The sequence below is a fragment of the Methanosarcina spelaei genome (assembly GCF_002287235.1).
Taxonomy (GTDB): domain Archaea; phylum Halobacteriota; class Methanosarcinia; order Methanosarcinales; family Methanosarcinaceae; genus Methanosarcina; species Methanosarcina spelaei.
The window spans coordinates 1-17778 of sequence record NZ_LMVP01000003.1; the positions used below are offsets into that span (position 1 = coordinate 1).

A 17778-nucleotide genomic window follows, 5' to 3' on the forward strand; every position below is an offset into this window, starting at 1 on the left:
GTATAAATATACGATTTTCAAATATATAATATCAATTAGATACAAATTGACCATCTATTTTTTAATGTATTATTTATTTTTTAATGTATTATTTATTTTTTAATGTATTATTTATGTATTTATTTATGTATTTATGTATTTATTTATCTGAAACTATCTTTATTGTCATCCTTTACATTTCTTGAAATTTTTTGCATATATAATACACACTAATATAGAATCTATAAATAATTCGGTTACAAATATATCTTACATTGACCTGTCTAATTTATATACATTAAATAAATTAAATGGAAATTTATTTAGCTTAGCTGCTTTATTTCACATTAGCATTCTCAGGAGCCGTAGTTTTTTCATTAGCTCACATATATTCAGACAGAAAAGAAAAAGTTGCAAAAAAAGACTTAGAATTCTCTGAAAAATACGAAAAATGGTTTGTATAAAATAGAAAATGCATTACTCTTAGTGTACAAGATTATTATCTTAACGAAAGTATGATAACTAAGTTCAATTCCATAATTTCCGATCTTCGTAAAACGTTAAAATATGAAAGTGTTAATAAATTAAGGGATTTTACGGGATATTATGAAAATGTAGGGGTTCTTATAGTCATATCATTTCTTGCTGGTATTGGTACCCTGATAATCACTCCTTATTGGTCTGGAGGCTTTTTATTAGCGTTCTTTATGTTTCTTAATTTATCTTTTATAATTAGCATAAATATTTACCAAGTTTTTAAAAATAGTTTATCAAAAAAGAAAATACTTACGAGAATCAGCAAGCTATAATAGAATATCTGAATAACCATATCCAAATACTTAATGATCAACTACGCTCAAAAGATGAACAAATGGAAAAGCTGAAAGAAAAAAATAGAAATAGCGTCGAAAAAGTAAAATATTGAAAATCCAAAATTCATCTCTCTTTATCCTTCACTCCAGTTTCTCCTCTGGCATATAGCACCCAAAATAGGTATTTTGCTCGACTTTTTTCAAAATGGTATTAATGTTTTCGATTACAGTTTCCATTCTTTCCATTTTCTTTTCAATTCCTTCGATTCTAGCAAGAATTTCCTGGTCAGTTGTCAGAGTTTCATCCCCTCATACATTCAATAATATTCGTAATGACTTAGAAAGTGTGTTATTTATATCCTGCAATACTCTTAAGATGCCTATAAGAGTACAGATCTTAATTAAGTTAAAAGCAGCCCGTTTTGCCAGTCATTGATTATTCTGGTAGCGGTGCGTGTTTCATCCACCTCGCCTTTCTTTTGAAGGAAATTACACTGTTTACCTATTAGTTCAAGCGCATCATATGAAGTTTCGTTTTCGATTTTTATACTGTAAAAGGACTCAAGAGCCACTTTATTTTCAGCAAGCATTTTTTCAATTATTTTCAGGGCGACACCGATTTTGTCTTTAAGATGGGTTGTATCCTTTATTCCGAGCAGGCCCTGGAGATACTCATCTTTTTCATCAAAAGGAATCACTCCAGGCGTATCTATAAACATTATGCGTGAGCCTGCGCCCACATGTTGAACTCCTTTCGTATGGCCGGATACGGGAGACGTGCTTGCCCGGTGCCGGCCTGTAACACCGTTGATTACCGAGGACTTGCCAACATTGGGATAGCCCAGAGTGCCGACCATAACATCCTGCCCTTTTATACCGGCTTTTATAGCGGCCGACGCAAGGATCTGGTGTCTCAACATCGTTGTTCCTGACCTGTCTTTGCTGGAAACAAAAATTACAGGTGCAGTTTTCGAAAGGCGGGCTTTGGTTTTTTCAAGTTTTTCTCTTGACACAAGGTCGGATTTGTTGATTACTATAATGAAAGGCTTGTTTAAGCGGATAATCTCACGTTCAACTTCGCTATTTAGGGTCTCGTCAGGAAACCTGGCATCTATTACTTCAAGAAGGACATCAGCTTTTTTGATAACATCTCTTACAAGGGCTTTGTAGCTCGCCATATGGTCTGGCTATGGCACAAGCTGGTATATGAAGATATAGTGAGGCAAAACTCTTTAAATATAAATATACGGTGATATCCAGTTCCAGAACGTGACGAAGCTCAGTGTTTACTTCTTTTCCCAGAATTTCTCGGCTTCGTCTTCCATTTCCTCCAACCTGTCATAGTAATCCTGAAATTCGTTCAGATGAGCCAGGGCGATTTTTCCTGTCATTATAGGATCGTCATTAGTAACGTTTGTTAAGGGGTCCCGGGTGCCGTGTTCGAGCTCGACATCCATGCCTCTACGGAATTGGTCAACATCAAACTTATCCCATTTTATTCCAAGCTGTTCCCCAACTGTTTTTGCCTCTTCAGCCGTAAATTGCTTTTTTGCCAAACTTCTCACTCCAACTGATTTTTCACTCCAACTGATTATTTAATCTTTGACAATTGTTTAATAACCGTTTAATACTGTTGAATAGATCTGTACTTAAGGATTTTCCTGCAAAACCGAACTATGCGATTATATTTACTTCTCAAAAAGGAACTGTATTTTCGAACAAAAATTTCGAGAAAAACAAACCAAGATCAGAAGAGAGCAAAAAATGTCAGCTAATATGTCAGATAATGATACCTTGTTTATGAAACGGGCAATCGAACTTTCCCTTGAGAATGTGAGGAAAGGAGGGGGCCCTTTTGGGGCAGTAATCGTCAGAAAAGAGGAAATCCTTGCAGAGAGCTGCAACCTGGTTACTGCAATTAATGATCCTACGGCCCATGCGGAGATAAATGTAATAAGAGAGGCAGCAAGAAAACTCAAGACCTTTGATCTCAGCGGCTGTGTTATCTATGCTTCCTGCGAGCCCTGTCCGATGTGCCTTGGAGCGATTTACTGGGCAAGAATCGGTAAAGTCGTTTTTGCTAATACTGCATCTGACGCTCAAAAAATTGGCTTTGCAGACTCTCGAATTTATAGTGAGATCTCACGTCCTCCTAAGGAGAGAAATATAGAGTTCCGGCAGCTCCTCAGGGAAGAGGCCTTGAAGGCTTTTAAGGCGTGGGAAGAGTCCGAGAATAAGATCGAATACTGAGAGCCAGGACAGTACTCAAGCTATATAATAAATTCAGTAATCAAAGTTCATAGTAAACAATATAGGTGTAAATTTTTATTGAATTTGTTTTTTTATAAATATTTTTCTAAAAGAAAGACTATTTGTTGTTATTTATTTACTAAAATTTAAGTATCCTGCTTTTATCTGCAGGTGAGCTTTTTTCCGATTTTTACTTAACGGGAAACTCATTTTTTCATCGGATTATAATTATATCAGTGGTCAGATTCATTACGGAGTTTTCCGTCAATAGTTGAGAACTTTCCAAATTATGCGCTAACCTTTAAATGTATTGCCGTACATTTTAGATTACGCAAACGATTTTAAAAGGATATTTTTCTGGGAGATGTCCTAACAAAAGTAAGTATATCCGCTGGTTTAAAGAAACCACGGTTGATGGGTGTTTCACTGTTAGAGGGAAGAAAGCTTTCATTGGAAATGTATAGGGCGTCTACTTCAAATGGAGTTAGAATCTCAAATGTTTTTTCAGTTACTAAAGTGAGCTAGAAAAATTATACTAAACAATTGAGCGAAGTATCTGAAGATTACATATTGGTTTAGTGTAGATTGATTTAGTACAAATTGATTTAATACAAATTGATTTAGATCTTATTAATATTTAAGCGGGAGAAATTTTAGTGCCTTTCTTAAAATGTTGTCCGGAGTGTCATTCTAAGCTTGAAGATAATCTCTTCGAAAAATTTCAGTATTGTCCTGTATGTGGGTACTGGACAAGAAAGGAAACTGTAAGACTCGAACCATTGATAATCATGGAGTGAAACCTGGATGCTTGAATCCTCTATAAAGTGTATCCGGTGTGGCACACCTCTTAAAAAGCAGGTAATTGGTTCTAACGTGTTTTATTACTGTAGAAAATGCGGGTGTACATCTTCGGCTGTTTCTGTCAGTATGTCATCTAAAGATGCAACTCGGCCGATAATTAATTTTTTTACTAGACATGCATCCAAAAATAACTCTCAATAACTATCGAGATCGATAATTTCCGGTAAGATCAGTTCAGATCAATTGTCTAAGGAATGTTCAGGCAGATTTTACTTTATATTTTGTTATTTTGCTTTCTTTGGTTGAAAAAAGTATATTCGGATGCGAATAGTACAGACTGTTCTAATAATCGAACTTAGAAAACTCATATAATAATAGAATATAAAAAGCAATTCTGAAACTTTGTCCTGAATCTCCTGAGTTGCTGTCTTGTTTTACTCAACTAAATATGTTTATTATACCTGTTGATGTAAGTTTTACTGCAAGAGCTGCAAGCAGAAGTCCCATTAGCCTTGTAAAAACCAGCATTCCATTGTATCCTATGAATTTATGGATTCTTCTTGAGAAGAGGAAGATGTACAGGCAGAGAATGAAAGTTGATATGATTGATATTAGGATTATTATTTTCTGCTCTATATTTTCTGTACTTCCCATCAGGACAATTACCGTACTGATTGCACCTGGACCTGTAAGAAGAGGTAGGCTTATAGGAAATACCCAAATATCCTCACGTTCCTGGGACTGCGAAATTTCTTCTTCAGTAATGCTTTCTCTTGAAATTTTGGCATGCATCATATCAAAGGCAATGCTGAAAAGCAGTAGACCTCCTGCAACCCGCAATGAGTCAACACTAATACTGAACAGGTCAAGTATTATGTTGCCGGTTACTGCAAAAAAAAGGGCAATTAGGCAAGCAAGTGTGACTGATTTTTTTGCAATTTGATTTTTTTCATCATGTGTCATCTTGCTGGTCAGGGAAATGAAAGTTACTACTCCGCTGATTGGGCTGACAACAACAAAAACAGATGTGAATGTGTAGATGAAAAACCCTAAATCTTCAGTCATCATGTTAGTTATCATCTTTTTATTCCTGCCCTTTTAATACGTTATCACTTATACATATAATTTCCTTTGTTATAATATTTACTTCTTTGAATTTTATAAAGCTTTCTTTTAATCCTTTGTTTATATTATATGACTGGTCCGATAATTTATAATTATATATATTTATATTGTTGATTTAACTAGTAAATAAAAAATTAAGTAATAATTGCGGTTTATATGTAAATTGGAAAAATAGTAAAAACAAAGAGTAATAAAAGGTTTCCTGAAATATAGATGAACTCTAAGTAGAACATAATTAGGTCAAGTAAAACATAACTAAACCAAGTAAAATATAACTAAGTCAAGTAAAATATAACTAAGTCAAGTAAAATATAACTAAGTCAAGTAAAATATAACTAAGTCAAGTAAAATATAACTAAGTCAAGTAAACATTATGAACCCAAACATGGATAAGTAAGACTGTGATTTTATGAATGGGGAAAAAATCGAGAAAAAGCTGTTTGAAGAACTTAATTTTATCAAAAAACAACTTGGTGAGATTAAGGAGCATATGGTAGATATAGACAGCATTCTCACCGCGGAAGAAAAGGAACTGGTATGTGGAAGCTTTGAGAACGAGGCAAAAGGAAAACTAGTGCCTTTAGGCAGGTTGGAAGAAATTAGGCTTTAAAATGTATAAAGTTTTCATATTGTTTATGTACACATGCTAAAGACAACTCTTGGTAAGGATCGGTACTTGCTAACATATTCTTAAGCCTTTATGTATTTGATTTCCATATTTTACTGGGCTTACTTAAAAGACTATTTCATCCCAGTCGGAAGATCAGGATCATGAAACCCAAATAGAGAAGGAGCAGGATAAGTCCTTCGAACCGCTTGACTCTCCAGCCCGTTCGTATAAACAAGAGGAGCAGAGAGCTCATTATCAGCATAAAAGGTGCTATGTAATAAATGTCAAGGCTGGTCGTCGCGATAGGGTGGACAATCCCTGAGCAACCTAATATCAAAAGTATATTTGCAATGTTTGACCCTATGACATTTCCAAGAGCAATGCCAGCATAATCGCTTCGGGCTGCTGAGATGGTTACCATGAGTTCGGGAACTGAAGTCCCAATCGCAACAAGGCTTATTCCTATGAGCGTCTCCGGGACATCCAGAAGCAGAGCAAAGAAGATTGCCTGTTCGACAAAGTACTTTGCCCCTACTATAATTGCAGCCCCGCTTGCTATAAGCTTGAAATATTCTATTAAAAGGCTGGAATCGTAAAGGTCTTCTTTTGTAACGTCGACGTCAATCTCTTCATGTTCAGTCTCGGTTCTCGGTTCGGTTTCCAACTTGGCTACTGATCCGTCTTTGGTTCTTATTTCAATCTTGGACTCATTTCCGTTTACCTTTTGAGTCTTTTTTTCGGTTTTCCAGGTGCTTTTTTTCGTGTCTCCAGAGCTTTTATTTCCTTTTCCGTGTTCCTGAACCTGGGGCTTAATTCTCGATTTCAGATCGAAAAGGTACTCAAACTTGAGAAAATAACTTATAAAATCTTTAAAATATATATCTTCTTTATGTCTTTTCACTTTATCGAGCAGAAAAAAAAGATAGGCAATATAAAGTAAGATAAAAATTAAGGCTTCTAACCTCGAAATTTTGAAGTCAAGCATAAAAAGAAAGAGGAGAACAGAGGCAAATAGCATTATATAGCCATCCCTTCTCAGCATAACCTCTTCAGTTCGGACATTTGTCAGAAGAGCAGCCGTACTTGCAATCAGGCCTATATTAGCAATGTTTGATCCGAGTATGTTACCTATAACTATCCCACTTGCTTGCTGAAAAGATGCTGTTATTGAGGATGCAAGCTCAGGCACTGACGTGCCCACTGACACAAGAGTCAATCCTATCACAAATTCGGGGACTCCAAATCTTCTTGCAATCCGGGATGAGGTTAGCACAAAGAGATCTGATCCTTTTACGAGCAATGTAAGCCCGCCAAGAAATATAAGGATATTAATTATAAGCACATTGAAATGAGAACCCGAGATTTATTTAAATATATCTTAAAACATAAAATTGACCTGAAGTTATTGCTCTGAGATTAATTTGAGATTACTCAGAGATTAATTTGAGGTTAACTTGAGATTAATTTGAGGTTAACTTGAGGTTAACTTGAGGTTAACTTGAGGTTAACTTGAAATTATTTGAGATTAATTTGAAAATAATTTGTATCCTCTTCAAACTCAAGGGAAAACTTTCTAACTGGATAATCATAATGTAATTTCATCATACAGTTATGAAATTAAACGTGCTTTTTGAACGTGTTTTCTTGAATTAATTAAATTCTTGAGTTTTTCAGTGAATATATGAAATTTACTTTTTACCCATACAATTTGAAGAGGATACAATAATTTGAAATCATTCTAGGAAAATTATTTTTAAAAGTATAACGCGGTGGTTAGTCCTTCAATAATTAGTTGATATTTCCTAGAGTGTTCACACATCGCATTTCACTCTCATTTTCTGCTTTATGTACACTCAATTTCCTTTAAGCGGGTAAGCTTGGAAAAGAGGCAACTGAGAAAAACACATAAAGGCAAAACATCAATCATATACTAATTCACGACCAAATTAGGAGATATATCAAAAAAGAAGTAATATAGGGAAATGTATCAAAAAAAATAAATAATACAAGAAAATGCTTCAAACAAGCCTCAGTTCCATCTCATAACAGTTTTCTTTCTGGCCACAGATATTTTTTATTTGTTTTATTTTTCGAAAGCCTATTTTTTTGTATAACTGTATTGCAGGAAGATTATTTATATTGACATATAAGAGAACGGATGATATTCTGTTTACCTTCATCTCTTCAATACTGCCCCTTAATAACCTCTCAGCAAATCCCCTGCCTCTGAAATTTCTGTCAGTTGCAATTGAGGATACTACTGATTTTTTCTCAAAGCCTTTGAGGGAAAGTGCAGGTTTCAGGTAGTAAACGCAGTAGCCCACAATTTTATCCCTGCTCTTCATAACATAAAAAATATTTCTGGAATTCTTCGAATATTTTATGAGCTTTTCCGAGCTTCCGTTTTTAAACCCTTCAGTCTGGATTCTAAGAACTTCAGGAAGCATATAGTCTTCTATAGAAACAATATCTCCTTTTTCTATTGATTTCCATTTTTTAACCAGCAGATTGCCAGTAGTATCTTGGAGTAGTTTCTTACAACTCATTAAATATTTAACTGAGAGGGTGTGAAGTTTTGCAGTACCCATAAAAATCACTCTTGGGTAAGGCTGTTGGTAAAGTTATCTTTTTAAAGTTTACGGTTTCAAACCATTAAAAACTTCCTACTTTTTGTGATAAAATTCCCAGCAGTCAATTAATCAAGTGCGTCTTAGAAAATTCGGTTTTTATTTAAATCTATCTTATATCAAAAATATGAATTGTTATATTGAGGAAAAAAGGCTAGGTAAAACTCAAGATTATTACCTTACAAAAAGAACTTTTGAATAAAATCAGTTAACACTGTATCAAGATATTTATTTCCGGGCTTGTATCAAAAAGTTCGAAAAGAGTTTATAAGATTTATTGAGCTTAAGGAATGATAGAGTTTAAGGATGATATAGAAGGAGGGAAGCATAGAGAAGGAGGGATAAAAAGGAGTGAGAATGATAGAGAAGGAATGATAGAGAAGGAATGATAGAGAAGGAATGATAGAGAAGGAATGATAGAGAAGGAATGATAGAGATGGAATGATAGAGAAGGAATGATAGAGAAGGAATGATAGAGAAGGAATGATAGAGAAGGAATGATAGAGAAGGAATGATAGAGAAGGAATGATAGAGAGGGAATGATAGAGAGGGAATGATAGAGAGGGAATGATGGAGAAGGAATGAGAAAATTCAAGAAATGGTAAAAAGACATGAGAATTAAAGAATCCTTAGTTCCATTTCATAACATATCTCTTTTGGGCTACATATGTCTTTTACTTCTCTAAGTTTCCTGAAACTCATTATTTTCTTATAACCTTATGGCAGGAAGGTTTTCCGTATTCACATATAATTAAATAGAAGACATTCCGTTTAACCTCATTTCTTTGACGCTTTCTTTTAATAATTTCTCTCCATACTGTTCTCTTCTAAAATTCTTATATATTGAAATTGAATGAATTACGGATTTTTTCTTAAAATTCTTTAGAGATAGAACAGGCTTCAAGTAATATATGTAGTAACCCACAACCTTATCCTAGGTTTTTATTACATAAAAGATCTTTTTCATTCTTTTTGAATATCGTTTAACACCGTTCCGGCTTTTGGTTCCAAATCCTTCGGTCTGGATTCCTATAATTTCAGGAAGCATGGAATCCTCTATGGAAACAACATTTTCTTTTTCCATCTGTCCCCATCTTATAAACAGATTAATTACTATATCCTTTACCAATCCCTCTAGACTCGTTACATATATGTTTAATGTAAACTGAATTTTTGTCAGACCCATGAAGATTACTTTTAAGCAAGTATAGCAATTTGCGAACTTATCCCTGAACTGTTTCCTAGATTCTGTGTCCGATGAATTGAGTTTTATGCTTCTAAACAAATATATGAACGATTTTCGATTCTATGTCTTCAGGAATACTCACAGTTTTTGAAGTGGAACTTTAGATCTGAAGTTTAAAGTAAGTAAATTTTAAATTATCTTTCAGGATGAGAAGGCTTTAAAGTCCTTTTTTATATTCACTTTTCAATCTTCTCTTCCGGAACAGTTGTTAACCTGGAGTGCTTGACTCCTTTCAAACTTAGAATTTTTTCAGTAAGTTCGGTTATTTTTTCCCCTTCTCCCTGTAGAATTATTACCTCAAAACACGAATTTGGCTCAACATGGACGCGCACTGAGGAATTTATCAGATCCATATTTTCATGTTGAATACTTGCTAGGGTGCTAGCTACTCCTTTTTTTGAGCAATCATATACAATAGAAATCGTTGCAACTCTTTTGCCCTTGATTTGCTGCATCCACTCATAGTGCTGGTTATATGTCCTTATGGCATCTCTTATCCCCTCTGACCGAGAGGAATACCCTCTCTTCAAAAGAGTTTTATCAAACTTATCCAGAAGTTCCCCGGGTAGGGAAACTCCTATTCTCATAACCTTTCTTTCCATACACCCCTCCCGAAAACAAAAATTCTCTGCTAAGCACTATTCCACACATCTGGTTGTAAAAATCAACGGGACACTTGGCAGAAAAAATTAATAGTAGATCCCCAATTTTCCACTGCGATTCCCAGAACTATATCCTAATATTTTATTGTAATTTTGTTGCATAAATAGTAATCGAAAGACATATGAAACACGAGAAAGTTCACTATACTTAGAAATTCATTAGACCCAAAGTGTTAGGACAGAATTTTCCTGCGGGAACCTCGGCTTTTGTCCGGGCAATTTGCTGGAAGAGAGCAATCCTACAAAAGTTAGTGATCACCGTAAGTATAAAGTAAAACAATTTTACCTGCCTATTTTTCATGCCAGTTGTTTGCTAAAAGTAAGTTTCAAGGTCGAATGGTATCGATTCTGGTATGTTTTTTGTAAAACCGCAATTTTTATAAGTATTCATAAGATCGACAGTAACCCAGCAGATTCCCAAAAAGCTTATTAAAGGCAGAGTTCTATAGCGTGAAACACATTTACGCTGAATTAGCTGACAATGAATAACTTTCTTGCTTATCAATTTAGTTTATTCAAAAAAAGAGTTGAAAATTATGGCAATCCAGAAAGGCGATTTCATAACATTGAACTACACAGGTAAGTTCGAAGATGGTAGAATTTTCGATACAACAGACGAAGAACTTGCAAAAAAGGAAGACATCTTTAACCCGCATGGACTTTATGGTGGGGACATTGTTATTGTCGGAGCAGGTCATACTATTGAAGGCCTTGATGAAGATCTTGAGGGAAAGGAAGTCGGTTACAGCGGAAATGTTGTAATCCCTCCGGAAAAGGCTTTTGGTCCTGGCAATCCCAAACTTGTAGAAACTATTTCTATCACAAAATTGAAAGACCGAAATGTTCACCCTGGCCTCCCTGTTGAGGTAGATGGTAGAAGAGGAGTTATCAGCAGGGTTATAGGCCGTAGGGTCACTGTAGACTTTAACAGCCCTCTTGCGGGCAAGACCGTCACTTATGAGTACACCATTGAGAAAGTTATTGAGACTGCAGTTGGGAAAATTCAAGGTCTTCTTGCTCTCTATACCGGCCTCAGGGATCTGGAAGTAGAGACTGCTGACGGCGTTGCTAAGATTTATATTCCAACAGGCCTCACCTTCAATCAGCGCTGGCTCATGGCAAAGAACAGGGTTGCATCCGAACTTTTCAAGTATGCTGACTTAAAGGAAGTCCAGTTCATTGAAAAGATCACAGCCGAATCCGAAACTCTGATACCAGCCGAGCCCGAAGCTAAAGCCGAAGAGGAATCTAAAGCTGAGGCTGAATCCGAAACAGAGGAATCATCAGAGCCGGAAGTCTGATATCAGCTTTTAATTGTTCATAGAGGCGAAGAGTTCTTTCTCTTCGCAAATTTTATATACCATAATTGGGTTTGTTGTATACGCTTACCGGAATCTGATGGTAAGCTTTACCGTTTCCTTTGCGGAAGCTGTAAGAATAATTCTTTCAACCTGCTGAGGTAGCCCAGCGGACCACGGCGCCGGTCTTGAAAACCGGTAGCGCCTCGCGCTACGGGAGTTCGAATCTCCCCCTCAGCGCCTATTTTCCTAGTATCCTAAGTTCCGCATTTTTAGGCGCATAAATGTCTCTTGATATCGGATTATGCGCTTAAGTTTAAGCACATAATATTTGTAGCAGAATTTCAAAATCGTGGTCTTCTGACCTCGCAGATTCTCATTACTATATATATGCGCTTAAATTTTGGGAACTAAGGTAGTATATATTAAAAAACATATTCTTTTTTATTTCATAATCTATATTGTGTTTTGTCTTTGAGCTGCGGCACTTTCCTATATAAAGACAAGAGCCATACTATAAATTTAGTTATTTTAATGAGCTAATCTCAAAATTTTCGTTACATGGCTTTACTATCTGTACTTTCTGTAAAATAAAGATGGTTAGATGAGTTCTCCTAGAAAGTTATCGATCTTATGAGGCTCTCAAATTAGAATTTTAATTTTAAAATTTCTCTTTTTCGCTATTATTTGACATATCTGTTTTCTTATATTAGACTGCTAATAAGATAGCATAGAACGGGTTGGACATAAGAATACACATGTGGGATCTTCATAAAACAATGATTGTCAAATTAGATCTGGATTTTTTAGAGCGAATTTGATAGCTCTCTATAAAACGAAACGATAAATATATAATTATAATGAAATATTAATTTAGAGTGGCTATCAGGAAAAATATCAATTTTCAAAAATAGTGCAGAACATGATTACTATATTAAAAAATTAACATACTAAAACGTTTATATAAATATGTTAGCATATTACTTTTTTTGATTTACTATGTATTTAATAATATCTATGAGTTTAAATAAAACAAAAAACACAAGCCAGGTCATAAAAACGATAAGTAAAAGTTTGAAGATAATACTCATTAGATTCACCTTTTTACATGTCTTTTTTCAAATATGAAACTTTTTTATTATATAATCGAATTTATTTTTATTGAATAGTCTATATATTTTATGATGTAATAATACTTGTAATCTCTCATATTATTTAAAGTATTATTAAACAAGTTTTAAACAACATCTAAAATAATTGTAAAAACAGATGGCGATAACGTTTAATCTGTGAAATTATATAAAAATAAAATATGTTGATGGCCTTGATTAAAGAGTATAGTCATAAAATATATAACTTTTAATAATCGATTGCAAACTAGAACATATATTTAACACAGTTAGTTTAGTTCGGTTGAATATATCTAACACAGTTAGTTTAGTTCGGTTGAATATATCTAACACAGTTAGTTTAGTTCGGTTTGGATTGTGTTGTCATACATGTCTACGTCTTCTTTTAGAATCTCCATGGAGCCCATGCATTATGCCGGTGACAGCCAGAGTGACTCATTCAATTAGTAAAGAAGTAACGGAAACAGTGATGTTTAAGAACTGCATAGTTCTTTGGTTAAAGGTCCTGAAGATCGAAGCCTTAAGTTCCTGCCTTCTTATTCCTTTCTAGGTAAAGAAAAGGTATATTGCTTTAAACTTGATCCATTCAGCAGAATCTATTAAGGCCTGCATCTACCCCAGGCTGATAAGCTGCCTTTCTTCATGACGCTGTTTTTTGTAGTATCTAAGATATTTTTCTGAATTTGGGATTATATCCTATATTCGGCAGGTCGACATTTCATTGTCTATAATTTTTACTGATAACGATTTTGAAATGATGCTCTATAATTGTGTGTAGTTATTAGGTTTACATATGATCCAAACATAATCTCTCATACTAAACTTTAATGGAAAAATGATTCAGTGTTTATATGTGTTGTGGGACTTGAGCCACACGTTAACCAGCTTCAAATCTAATGTGTATTTATTAAATGTTCAAAAACGATATCAGAAAAAATATTTAAATTCCTTATGTCGACCTGCCGAATATAGGTTATATTTTTTGTACTCCTTCCCATTCTGAGTAATCGAAAAAAAGAGGATAAGGAAGCAAAAAAGTTTTCTACCGTGGAGGAGGCATATCTTTTTTCGTCTCTGATATAAGTGAGGAAATCTTTCAGGGCCAGGGACGAAATTTCTAACAAGTACCAGGAAAAAAGTGCTTCAGATTGCTTTTGTATGACTATATTGTTCTGGGAAAAAGTTCCGGAGTTCACAATCCTGCAGAAAATCAGAAAGGGAGCTTGTTTCTGGGTAGGCTTCGAATGACATTTCCATAATCGTAATAAGGACAGCACTTCTAAATCTTACTTCCTTTATTGTGGGGTGAGAAAAGTAAGATGGTATTGGTTACACTTATATATGCCCTTAACACGTCTTAACCTGATATTAGGCGAGCCGCATTGCAAGGACAACGGTACGAGATATTCACTTGACTGTAGTATTTATCCCTATTTTTATGAGTTACTGCCTCACACGGGTAACAAAGCTTTATATCAATTTGCTAAAATAAGTACTGAATAAAGCTTTGTATCAGTTTGCTAAATTAAGTACCGAACAGAACTTTACACCAATTTGCTAAAGTAAATGCTGAATTCAGTTCCGTCATTCCTTTTAAGTTCAATACAACCTTCTATTTGTTCAACAAGAATGTTTACAATCTGGAGACCGAGAGAGTTCGTATTCCGATAATCTATTTCCTCTGGAAATCCATCACCATTGTCCGCCACTGTTAAAACAAATTCAAAATTAGTTCTACTTATACAATCTGGTTTTGCTCCTGAGTTTCTGACACTTTTGTCTTTGTTTTCATATTTTTCCACTGTATGAAGACTTACGTAGATTTTCCCACCTTTTTGGGCTGGAAAAGCATACTTCAGGGCATTTGAAACCAGTTCGTTAACAATAATTCCAAGTGGGATTGCGGTATCCATGTCCAAGTGTACCTTTTCAAGTTCAAGCTTCAGGCTAATTTCCTCATTTCTTAATCTGTATGAACGAAAAAGATTAGTGGTAAGTTTCCGGAGATAATCTGCAAAGTCAAGATTATCTACTTCGTCTCCTTTGTAAAGTTCTTCATGAATCAAAGCCATGGAAGCAACCCGATTCTGGCTCTCCCTAAATGCTTCAAGCGTTTTTGTATCAGTAGATCTGTCAGCTTCAAGGCTTAGAAGAGACGAGATTACTTGCAAGTTATTTTTGATCCTGTGGTGGATTTCTTTTATACGAGCTTCGTGCGTTTTTTTAAGATTAAAATCTGCAGCTTTTCTTTTAGTAATATCACGAATTAAGCCCTGTACATATCTTTGTGATCCGGAACCTGCTGGAAGTTTCTGGAGAATTTGCAGAACCCATCTCGTTTCCCCGTTCTTCCTTAATATTCTGTACTCTATTTCGGTAGATATATCCGACTCATACATGGCTTTTTTCAGGTTTTCACAAGCCAATAAACGATCTTCGGGTATAATTATTTCTACCCACTTAATTTTACCGGAAAGAAAATCTTTTTTATCGTAACCTGTGACACCTTCTATGTCCCCATCTATGAACACTGGTACAAAGTTTTCTTTTACTCTGAGTCCTATAAGACCTTCAATATTTTGTTCTAGATGACAATCTTTTTCCCTTAAATAATTGATTTTTTTAGTTTCAATCTTATAAACAGATTTAAGCCATTCCTGCCCTTCTTTAGTTTTCATGAGGACTTCCAGTAAATCAGGAATTCGAGTCTCATGTTCCTTTAATTCCTTAGTCTTTATATACTCGTACTTCCCAAAGAATTCAGATAATGCTAGGGATACTACATCGGAAATGCTAGAAAATTCGGAAGTTTTAGCTAGGTCTAAGCATTGTTTTTTAATCCATGGAGATACTGTGGCGTTAATTTGTTCTTTTTTCTTTATGACTTTGGCCATTTATAATCTCCATTTGTTAACTTGATACCTAGTTCTTTAAAAATGTATATATAGTGTAGTGAAGTTTTCACTACATTATATAGTAATTACTCTATATGCCGAAAAAATCTTAAGGGAATCAATTAAATCAAAGACATCGAAGGAATGAAAAATATTGATTTCTTATTATGGCCTCCTTTTCTAAAGACAATCCTATTTAGGATTAACTAACTTGGAAGGATTAACTAACTTGGACGAGATTGAGTACATCAGGCTAGTAATATGATTCCAAAGTATGTTCGCAAAGTTGATTTTAAATCAATTTGCTGGTCATTCAGCTCCCGTTTAATAAGGAATTTGTTTCGGAATCAATGCCTAACTACCATTTTTTTGGTTAATGATTCTTATTAATCTCAGGAAATCCAGGAACAAGATATGTGTTTTTTGTAAGTTTCTCTTTCACATTTGGTGAATAAATCATACCATTGAATGAATTATTCATATAAATAGGTTTGTGTTGAGTTTTAAATAATAGAATTGTTTATATTATAGGCAACAGTATGATTTAGTAATGAAAGAACGATTTACTATTTCAATGGACAATGATCTCGCACGATGGCTTGATCAATTATGTGATGAAAAAATATTCAGCAGCCGAAGTCATGGAATTGAGTTTTGTGTTAAACAAATACAAAAAATGAATATCGAAAAAGTTGTACTTTTACACTGGGGTAAAAAAGAGGTAGAACCTGTTTTTTTATCAAAAAAGAACGCTCAAATACTTACTAAGATATCTGAAAAACTAAACCTTAGTCCTGAAGATACTCTGGGCATTCTTTTGTATAAAGAGTTAGAGAATATAAGTAAAAATACTAAGGAATCAGAAAAAGAAAACATAAATGAAAAGGAAATATCTAGAAAGATTTTCTTTGAATAATATTCAGCTCACTTTCATTCAGCTCACTTTCCGCAAGTGTGACAAGAGGCTATACTATGAACTGCGTCATAAGCTACCTTTTACATTTGAGGTAATCCTACTATAACATGCACAAATAGTGAGGTTTGTGTTTGAAGCTTATATGACAATATTAAGAATTCAGGAAATCTACTTTGATAAACGAGTTTAATTTAGTGTGTACTGCATCTAACATAAGGAAAATACATTGGGTCATCGGTTAAGGAATTTTTATACCTGAAAGCTATTGATTTTGCACAGGAAGTAGGTCTTAAATTACGATCTGTTACGAGATCACTGAAAGGAAAATTGGAAATAACTAGAACTTTCTATTTTAAGAACTGAATAAGAAGGAGTAGAAACAAACTTCATTGGTCATCGGTTAAGCACTAAATTCCTTCTCTTGAAGATGTTTTTATATGACAATACCTTAACACATGTATCTCTATGTCTCCTCGTCCCCCACCTACTCTTGAAGACTCTCTTCGGGAAATGTTTCCCGAAGAGTGGTTAAGGCAAACTGCCAAAGAAACTGGTCTTATAAAACGTGAGCGCAAAATTGACCCTGTCATCATCTTTTGGGTTTTAACTCTTAGTTTTGGCGTACGCTTGCAGCGTACACTTTCCAGTTTGAAACGAGAATATGAAACTGAGTCCCATAAAACCATAAGCGATAGCAGCTGGTACTATCGTTTTACTCCAGAACTAGTTGAGTTCCTGCATCAGTGCGTAATTCACGGCATAGAAGAACTTGCAAAAGAACCTGGTAGAAAACTTAGCAAGAAGCTCGAAAACTTCCAGGATATTGTCATTCAGGACAGCACAATTGTTCGTCTTCACTCTTCTTTATCAGATAAATTTCCAGCAGCAAGAGCAAGAACAGTAGCTGCTGGAGTAAAAGTCGGAGTTATGGTAAGTGCGGTTGCTAACGGCCCTAAAACCGTTGCTCTGTACTCCGAAAAATCAGCTGAGATAAAAACATTGAAAATCGGTCCCTGGATCAAAGACCGTATTCTCCTTGTTGATCTTGGTTTCTACAAAACTCAGATGTTTGCAAGGGTTGAAGAAAATGGGGGGTATTTCGTTTCAAGAATTAAAAAGAATATGGATCCTGTTGTTGTTTCAATAGAGGAAGGAATGCCTAAAACAAAGTGCAAAGATTTCATAGGGAAACCTATTAGTGAGTGCATTAAGCAACTTTCTGGAAAAGATATTGATGCAGTTGTAAAAATAGCATTCAAAAGAAGAGAATATAAAGGCAAGCAAAAACAGGATGAGATGAATGTACGTCTTGTTGCAGTATATAATGACGAGGATGAAAAGCACCACATTTATATCACAAATATTCAGAAAGAGATTTTGAATGCAAAAGATATTGCAAACTTATATGGAGCAAGATGGGACATAGTA

Annotated in this window: 14 protein-coding genes and 1 tRNA gene; 6 read left to right on the forward strand and 9 right to left on the reverse strand. The window is 34.7% G+C overall.

All coding sequences use genetic code 11. The features are described from left to right. Window positions 1-1192: 1192 nt before the first annotated feature. Both ASJ81_RS00570 and ASJ81_RS00575 read right to left on the reverse strand, forming a co-directional pair. Entirely contained in the window at window positions 1193-1969 is a 777-nt protein-coding gene (locus ASJ81_RS00570; RefSeq protein ID WP_095642763.1) for a GTPase, read from the reverse strand. A 108-nt stretch (window positions 1970-2077) separates the two neighbouring features. Next, on the reverse strand, window positions 2078-2347 hold the full coding sequence (locus ASJ81_RS00575; RefSeq protein WP_095642764.1) for a DUF5661 family protein: 270 nt from the start codon (window positions 2345-2347) through the stop codon (window positions 2078-2080). A 208-nt stretch (window positions 2348-2555) separates the two neighbouring features. Between ASJ81_RS00575 and ASJ81_RS00580 the strand changes: the two genes are divergently transcribed. Beyond that, entirely contained in the window at window positions 2556-3041 is a 486-nt protein-coding gene (locus ASJ81_RS00580) for a nucleoside deaminase (protein ID WP_095642765.1), read from the forward strand. A gap of 1239 nt (window positions 3042-4280) precedes the next feature. Here the strand turns inward: ASJ81_RS00580 and ASJ81_RS00590 are convergent. Further along, on the reverse strand, window positions 4281-4910 hold the full coding sequence (locus ASJ81_RS00590; protein ID WP_095642776.1) for a MarC family protein: 630 nt from the start codon (window positions 4908-4910) through the stop codon (window positions 4281-4283). 466 nt (window positions 4911-5376) lie between these two features. Between ASJ81_RS00590 and ASJ81_RS00595 the strand changes: the two genes are divergently transcribed. Beyond that, window positions 5377-5577 carry a hypothetical protein gene (locus ASJ81_RS00595; protein WP_095642767.1) on the forward strand — a complete coding sequence of 67 codons (201 nt, stop codon included), beginning with the start codon at window positions 5377-5379 and terminating at the stop codon, window positions 5575-5577. Window positions 5578-5713: 136 nt separating this feature from the next. Here ASJ81_RS00595 and ASJ81_RS00600 read toward each other — a convergent pair whose 3' ends face one another. The 5 genes from ASJ81_RS00600 to nikR form a co-directional block, all read right to left on the reverse strand. Then, window positions 5714-6919, reverse strand: a complete 1206-nt coding sequence (locus tag ASJ81_RS00600; RefSeq protein ID WP_095642768.1) for a calcium/sodium antiporter — start codon at window positions 6917-6919, stop codon at window positions 5714-5716. A 676-nt stretch (window positions 6920-7595) separates the two neighbouring features. Next, window positions 7596-8165: a GNAT family N-acetyltransferase gene (locus ASJ81_RS00605; RefSeq protein ID WP_095642769.1), complete on the reverse strand. Its 570-nt coding sequence runs from the start codon at window positions 8163-8165 to the stop codon at window positions 7596-7598. Window positions 8166-8955: 790 nt separating this feature from the next. After that, window positions 8956-9129, reverse strand: coding sequence for a GNAT family N-acetyltransferase (locus tag ASJ81_RS23460; protein WP_245859647.1), 174 nt, complete (start codon window positions 9127-9129; stop codon window positions 8956-8958). A gap of 9 nt (window positions 9130-9138) precedes the next feature. After that, complete coding sequence (locus tag ASJ81_RS23465; protein ID WP_245859649.1) at window positions 9139-9288, reverse strand: hypothetical protein; 150 nt, start codon at window positions 9286-9288, stop codon at window positions 9139-9141. A gap of 338 nt (window positions 9289-9626) precedes the next feature. Beyond that, window positions 9627-10052 (reverse strand): nickel-responsive transcriptional regulator NikR, encoded by a 426-nt coding sequence (gene nikR, locus ASJ81_RS00615; RefSeq protein WP_095642770.1) that lies wholly within the window; start codon window positions 10050-10052, stop codon window positions 9627-9629. Between the two features lie 596 nt (window positions 10053-10648). On the opposite strand from nikR, the gene ASJ81_RS00620 reads away from it, so the two are divergent. Together ASJ81_RS00620 and ASJ81_RS00625 are read left to right on the forward strand one after the other, a co-directional pair. After that, entirely contained in the window at window positions 10649-11413 is a 765-nt protein-coding gene (locus ASJ81_RS00620; RefSeq protein ID WP_095642771.1) for a peptidylprolyl isomerase, read from the forward strand. Window positions 11414-11565: 152 nt separating this feature from the next. Beyond that, a tRNA-Ser gene (locus ASJ81_RS00625) sits at window positions 11566-11650 on the forward strand. 2434 nt (window positions 11651-14084) lie between these two features. On the opposite strand, the gene ASJ81_RS00635 is transcribed toward ASJ81_RS00625, so the two are convergent. Next, on the reverse strand, window positions 14085-15434 hold the full coding sequence (locus ASJ81_RS00635; protein ID WP_095642773.1) for a sensor histidine kinase: 1350 nt from the start codon (window positions 15432-15434) through the stop codon (window positions 14085-14087). Window positions 15435-15984: 550 nt separating this feature from the next. Between ASJ81_RS00635 and ASJ81_RS00640 the strand changes: the two genes are divergently transcribed. Both ASJ81_RS00640 and ASJ81_RS00645 read left to right on the forward strand, forming a co-directional pair. Then, window positions 15985-16350 (forward strand): ribbon-helix-helix domain-containing protein, encoded by a 366-nt coding sequence (locus ASJ81_RS00640; protein WP_095642774.1) that lies wholly within the window; start codon window positions 15985-15987, stop codon window positions 16348-16350. A 465-nt stretch (window positions 16351-16815) separates the two neighbouring features. After that, window positions 16816-17778: IS4 family transposase (locus tag ASJ81_RS00645; protein WP_095642775.1), on the forward strand; the 963-nt coding region annotated here is incomplete at its 3' end.

Excerpts from the sequence above, each read along its gene's own strand:
- ASJ81_RS00570 (WP_095642763.1), bottom strand. The coding sequence starts at position 1,969 with ATGGCGAGCTACAAAGCCCTTGTAAGAGATGTTATCAAAAAAGCTGAT.
- ASJ81_RS00580 (WP_095642765.1), top strand. The coding sequence starts at position 2,556 with ATGTCAGCTAATATGTCAGATAATGATACCTTGTTTATGAAACGGGCA.
- ASJ81_RS00590 (WP_095642776.1), bottom strand. The coding sequence starts at position 4,910 with ATGATGACTGAAGATTTAGGGTTTTTCATCTACACATTCACATCTGTT.
- ASJ81_RS00595 (WP_095642767.1), top strand. The coding sequence starts at position 5,377 with ATGAATGGGGAAAAAATCGAGAAAAAGCTGTTTGAAGAACTTAATTTT.
- ASJ81_RS00605 (WP_095642769.1), bottom strand. The coding sequence starts at position 8,165 with ATGGGTACTGCAAAACTTCACACCCTCTCAGTTAAATATTTAATGAGT.
- ASJ81_RS23465 (WP_245859649.1), bottom strand. The coding sequence starts at position 9,288 with ATGGAAAAAGAAAATGTTGTTTCCATAGAGGATTCCATGCTTCCTGAA.
- nikR (WP_095642770.1), bottom strand. The coding sequence starts at position 10,052 with ATGGAAAGAAAGGTTATGAGAATAGGAGTTTCCCTACCCGGGGAACTT.
- ASJ81_RS00620 (WP_095642771.1), top strand. The coding sequence starts at position 10,649 with ATGGCAATCCAGAAAGGCGATTTCATAACATTGAACTACACAGGTAAG.
- ASJ81_RS00635 (WP_095642773.1), bottom strand. The coding sequence starts at position 15,434 with ATGGCCAAAGTCATAAAGAAAAAAGAACAAATTAACGCCACAGTATCT.
- ASJ81_RS00640 (WP_095642774.1), top strand. The coding sequence starts at position 15,985 with ATGAAAGAACGATTTACTATTTCAATGGACAATGATCTCGCACGATGG.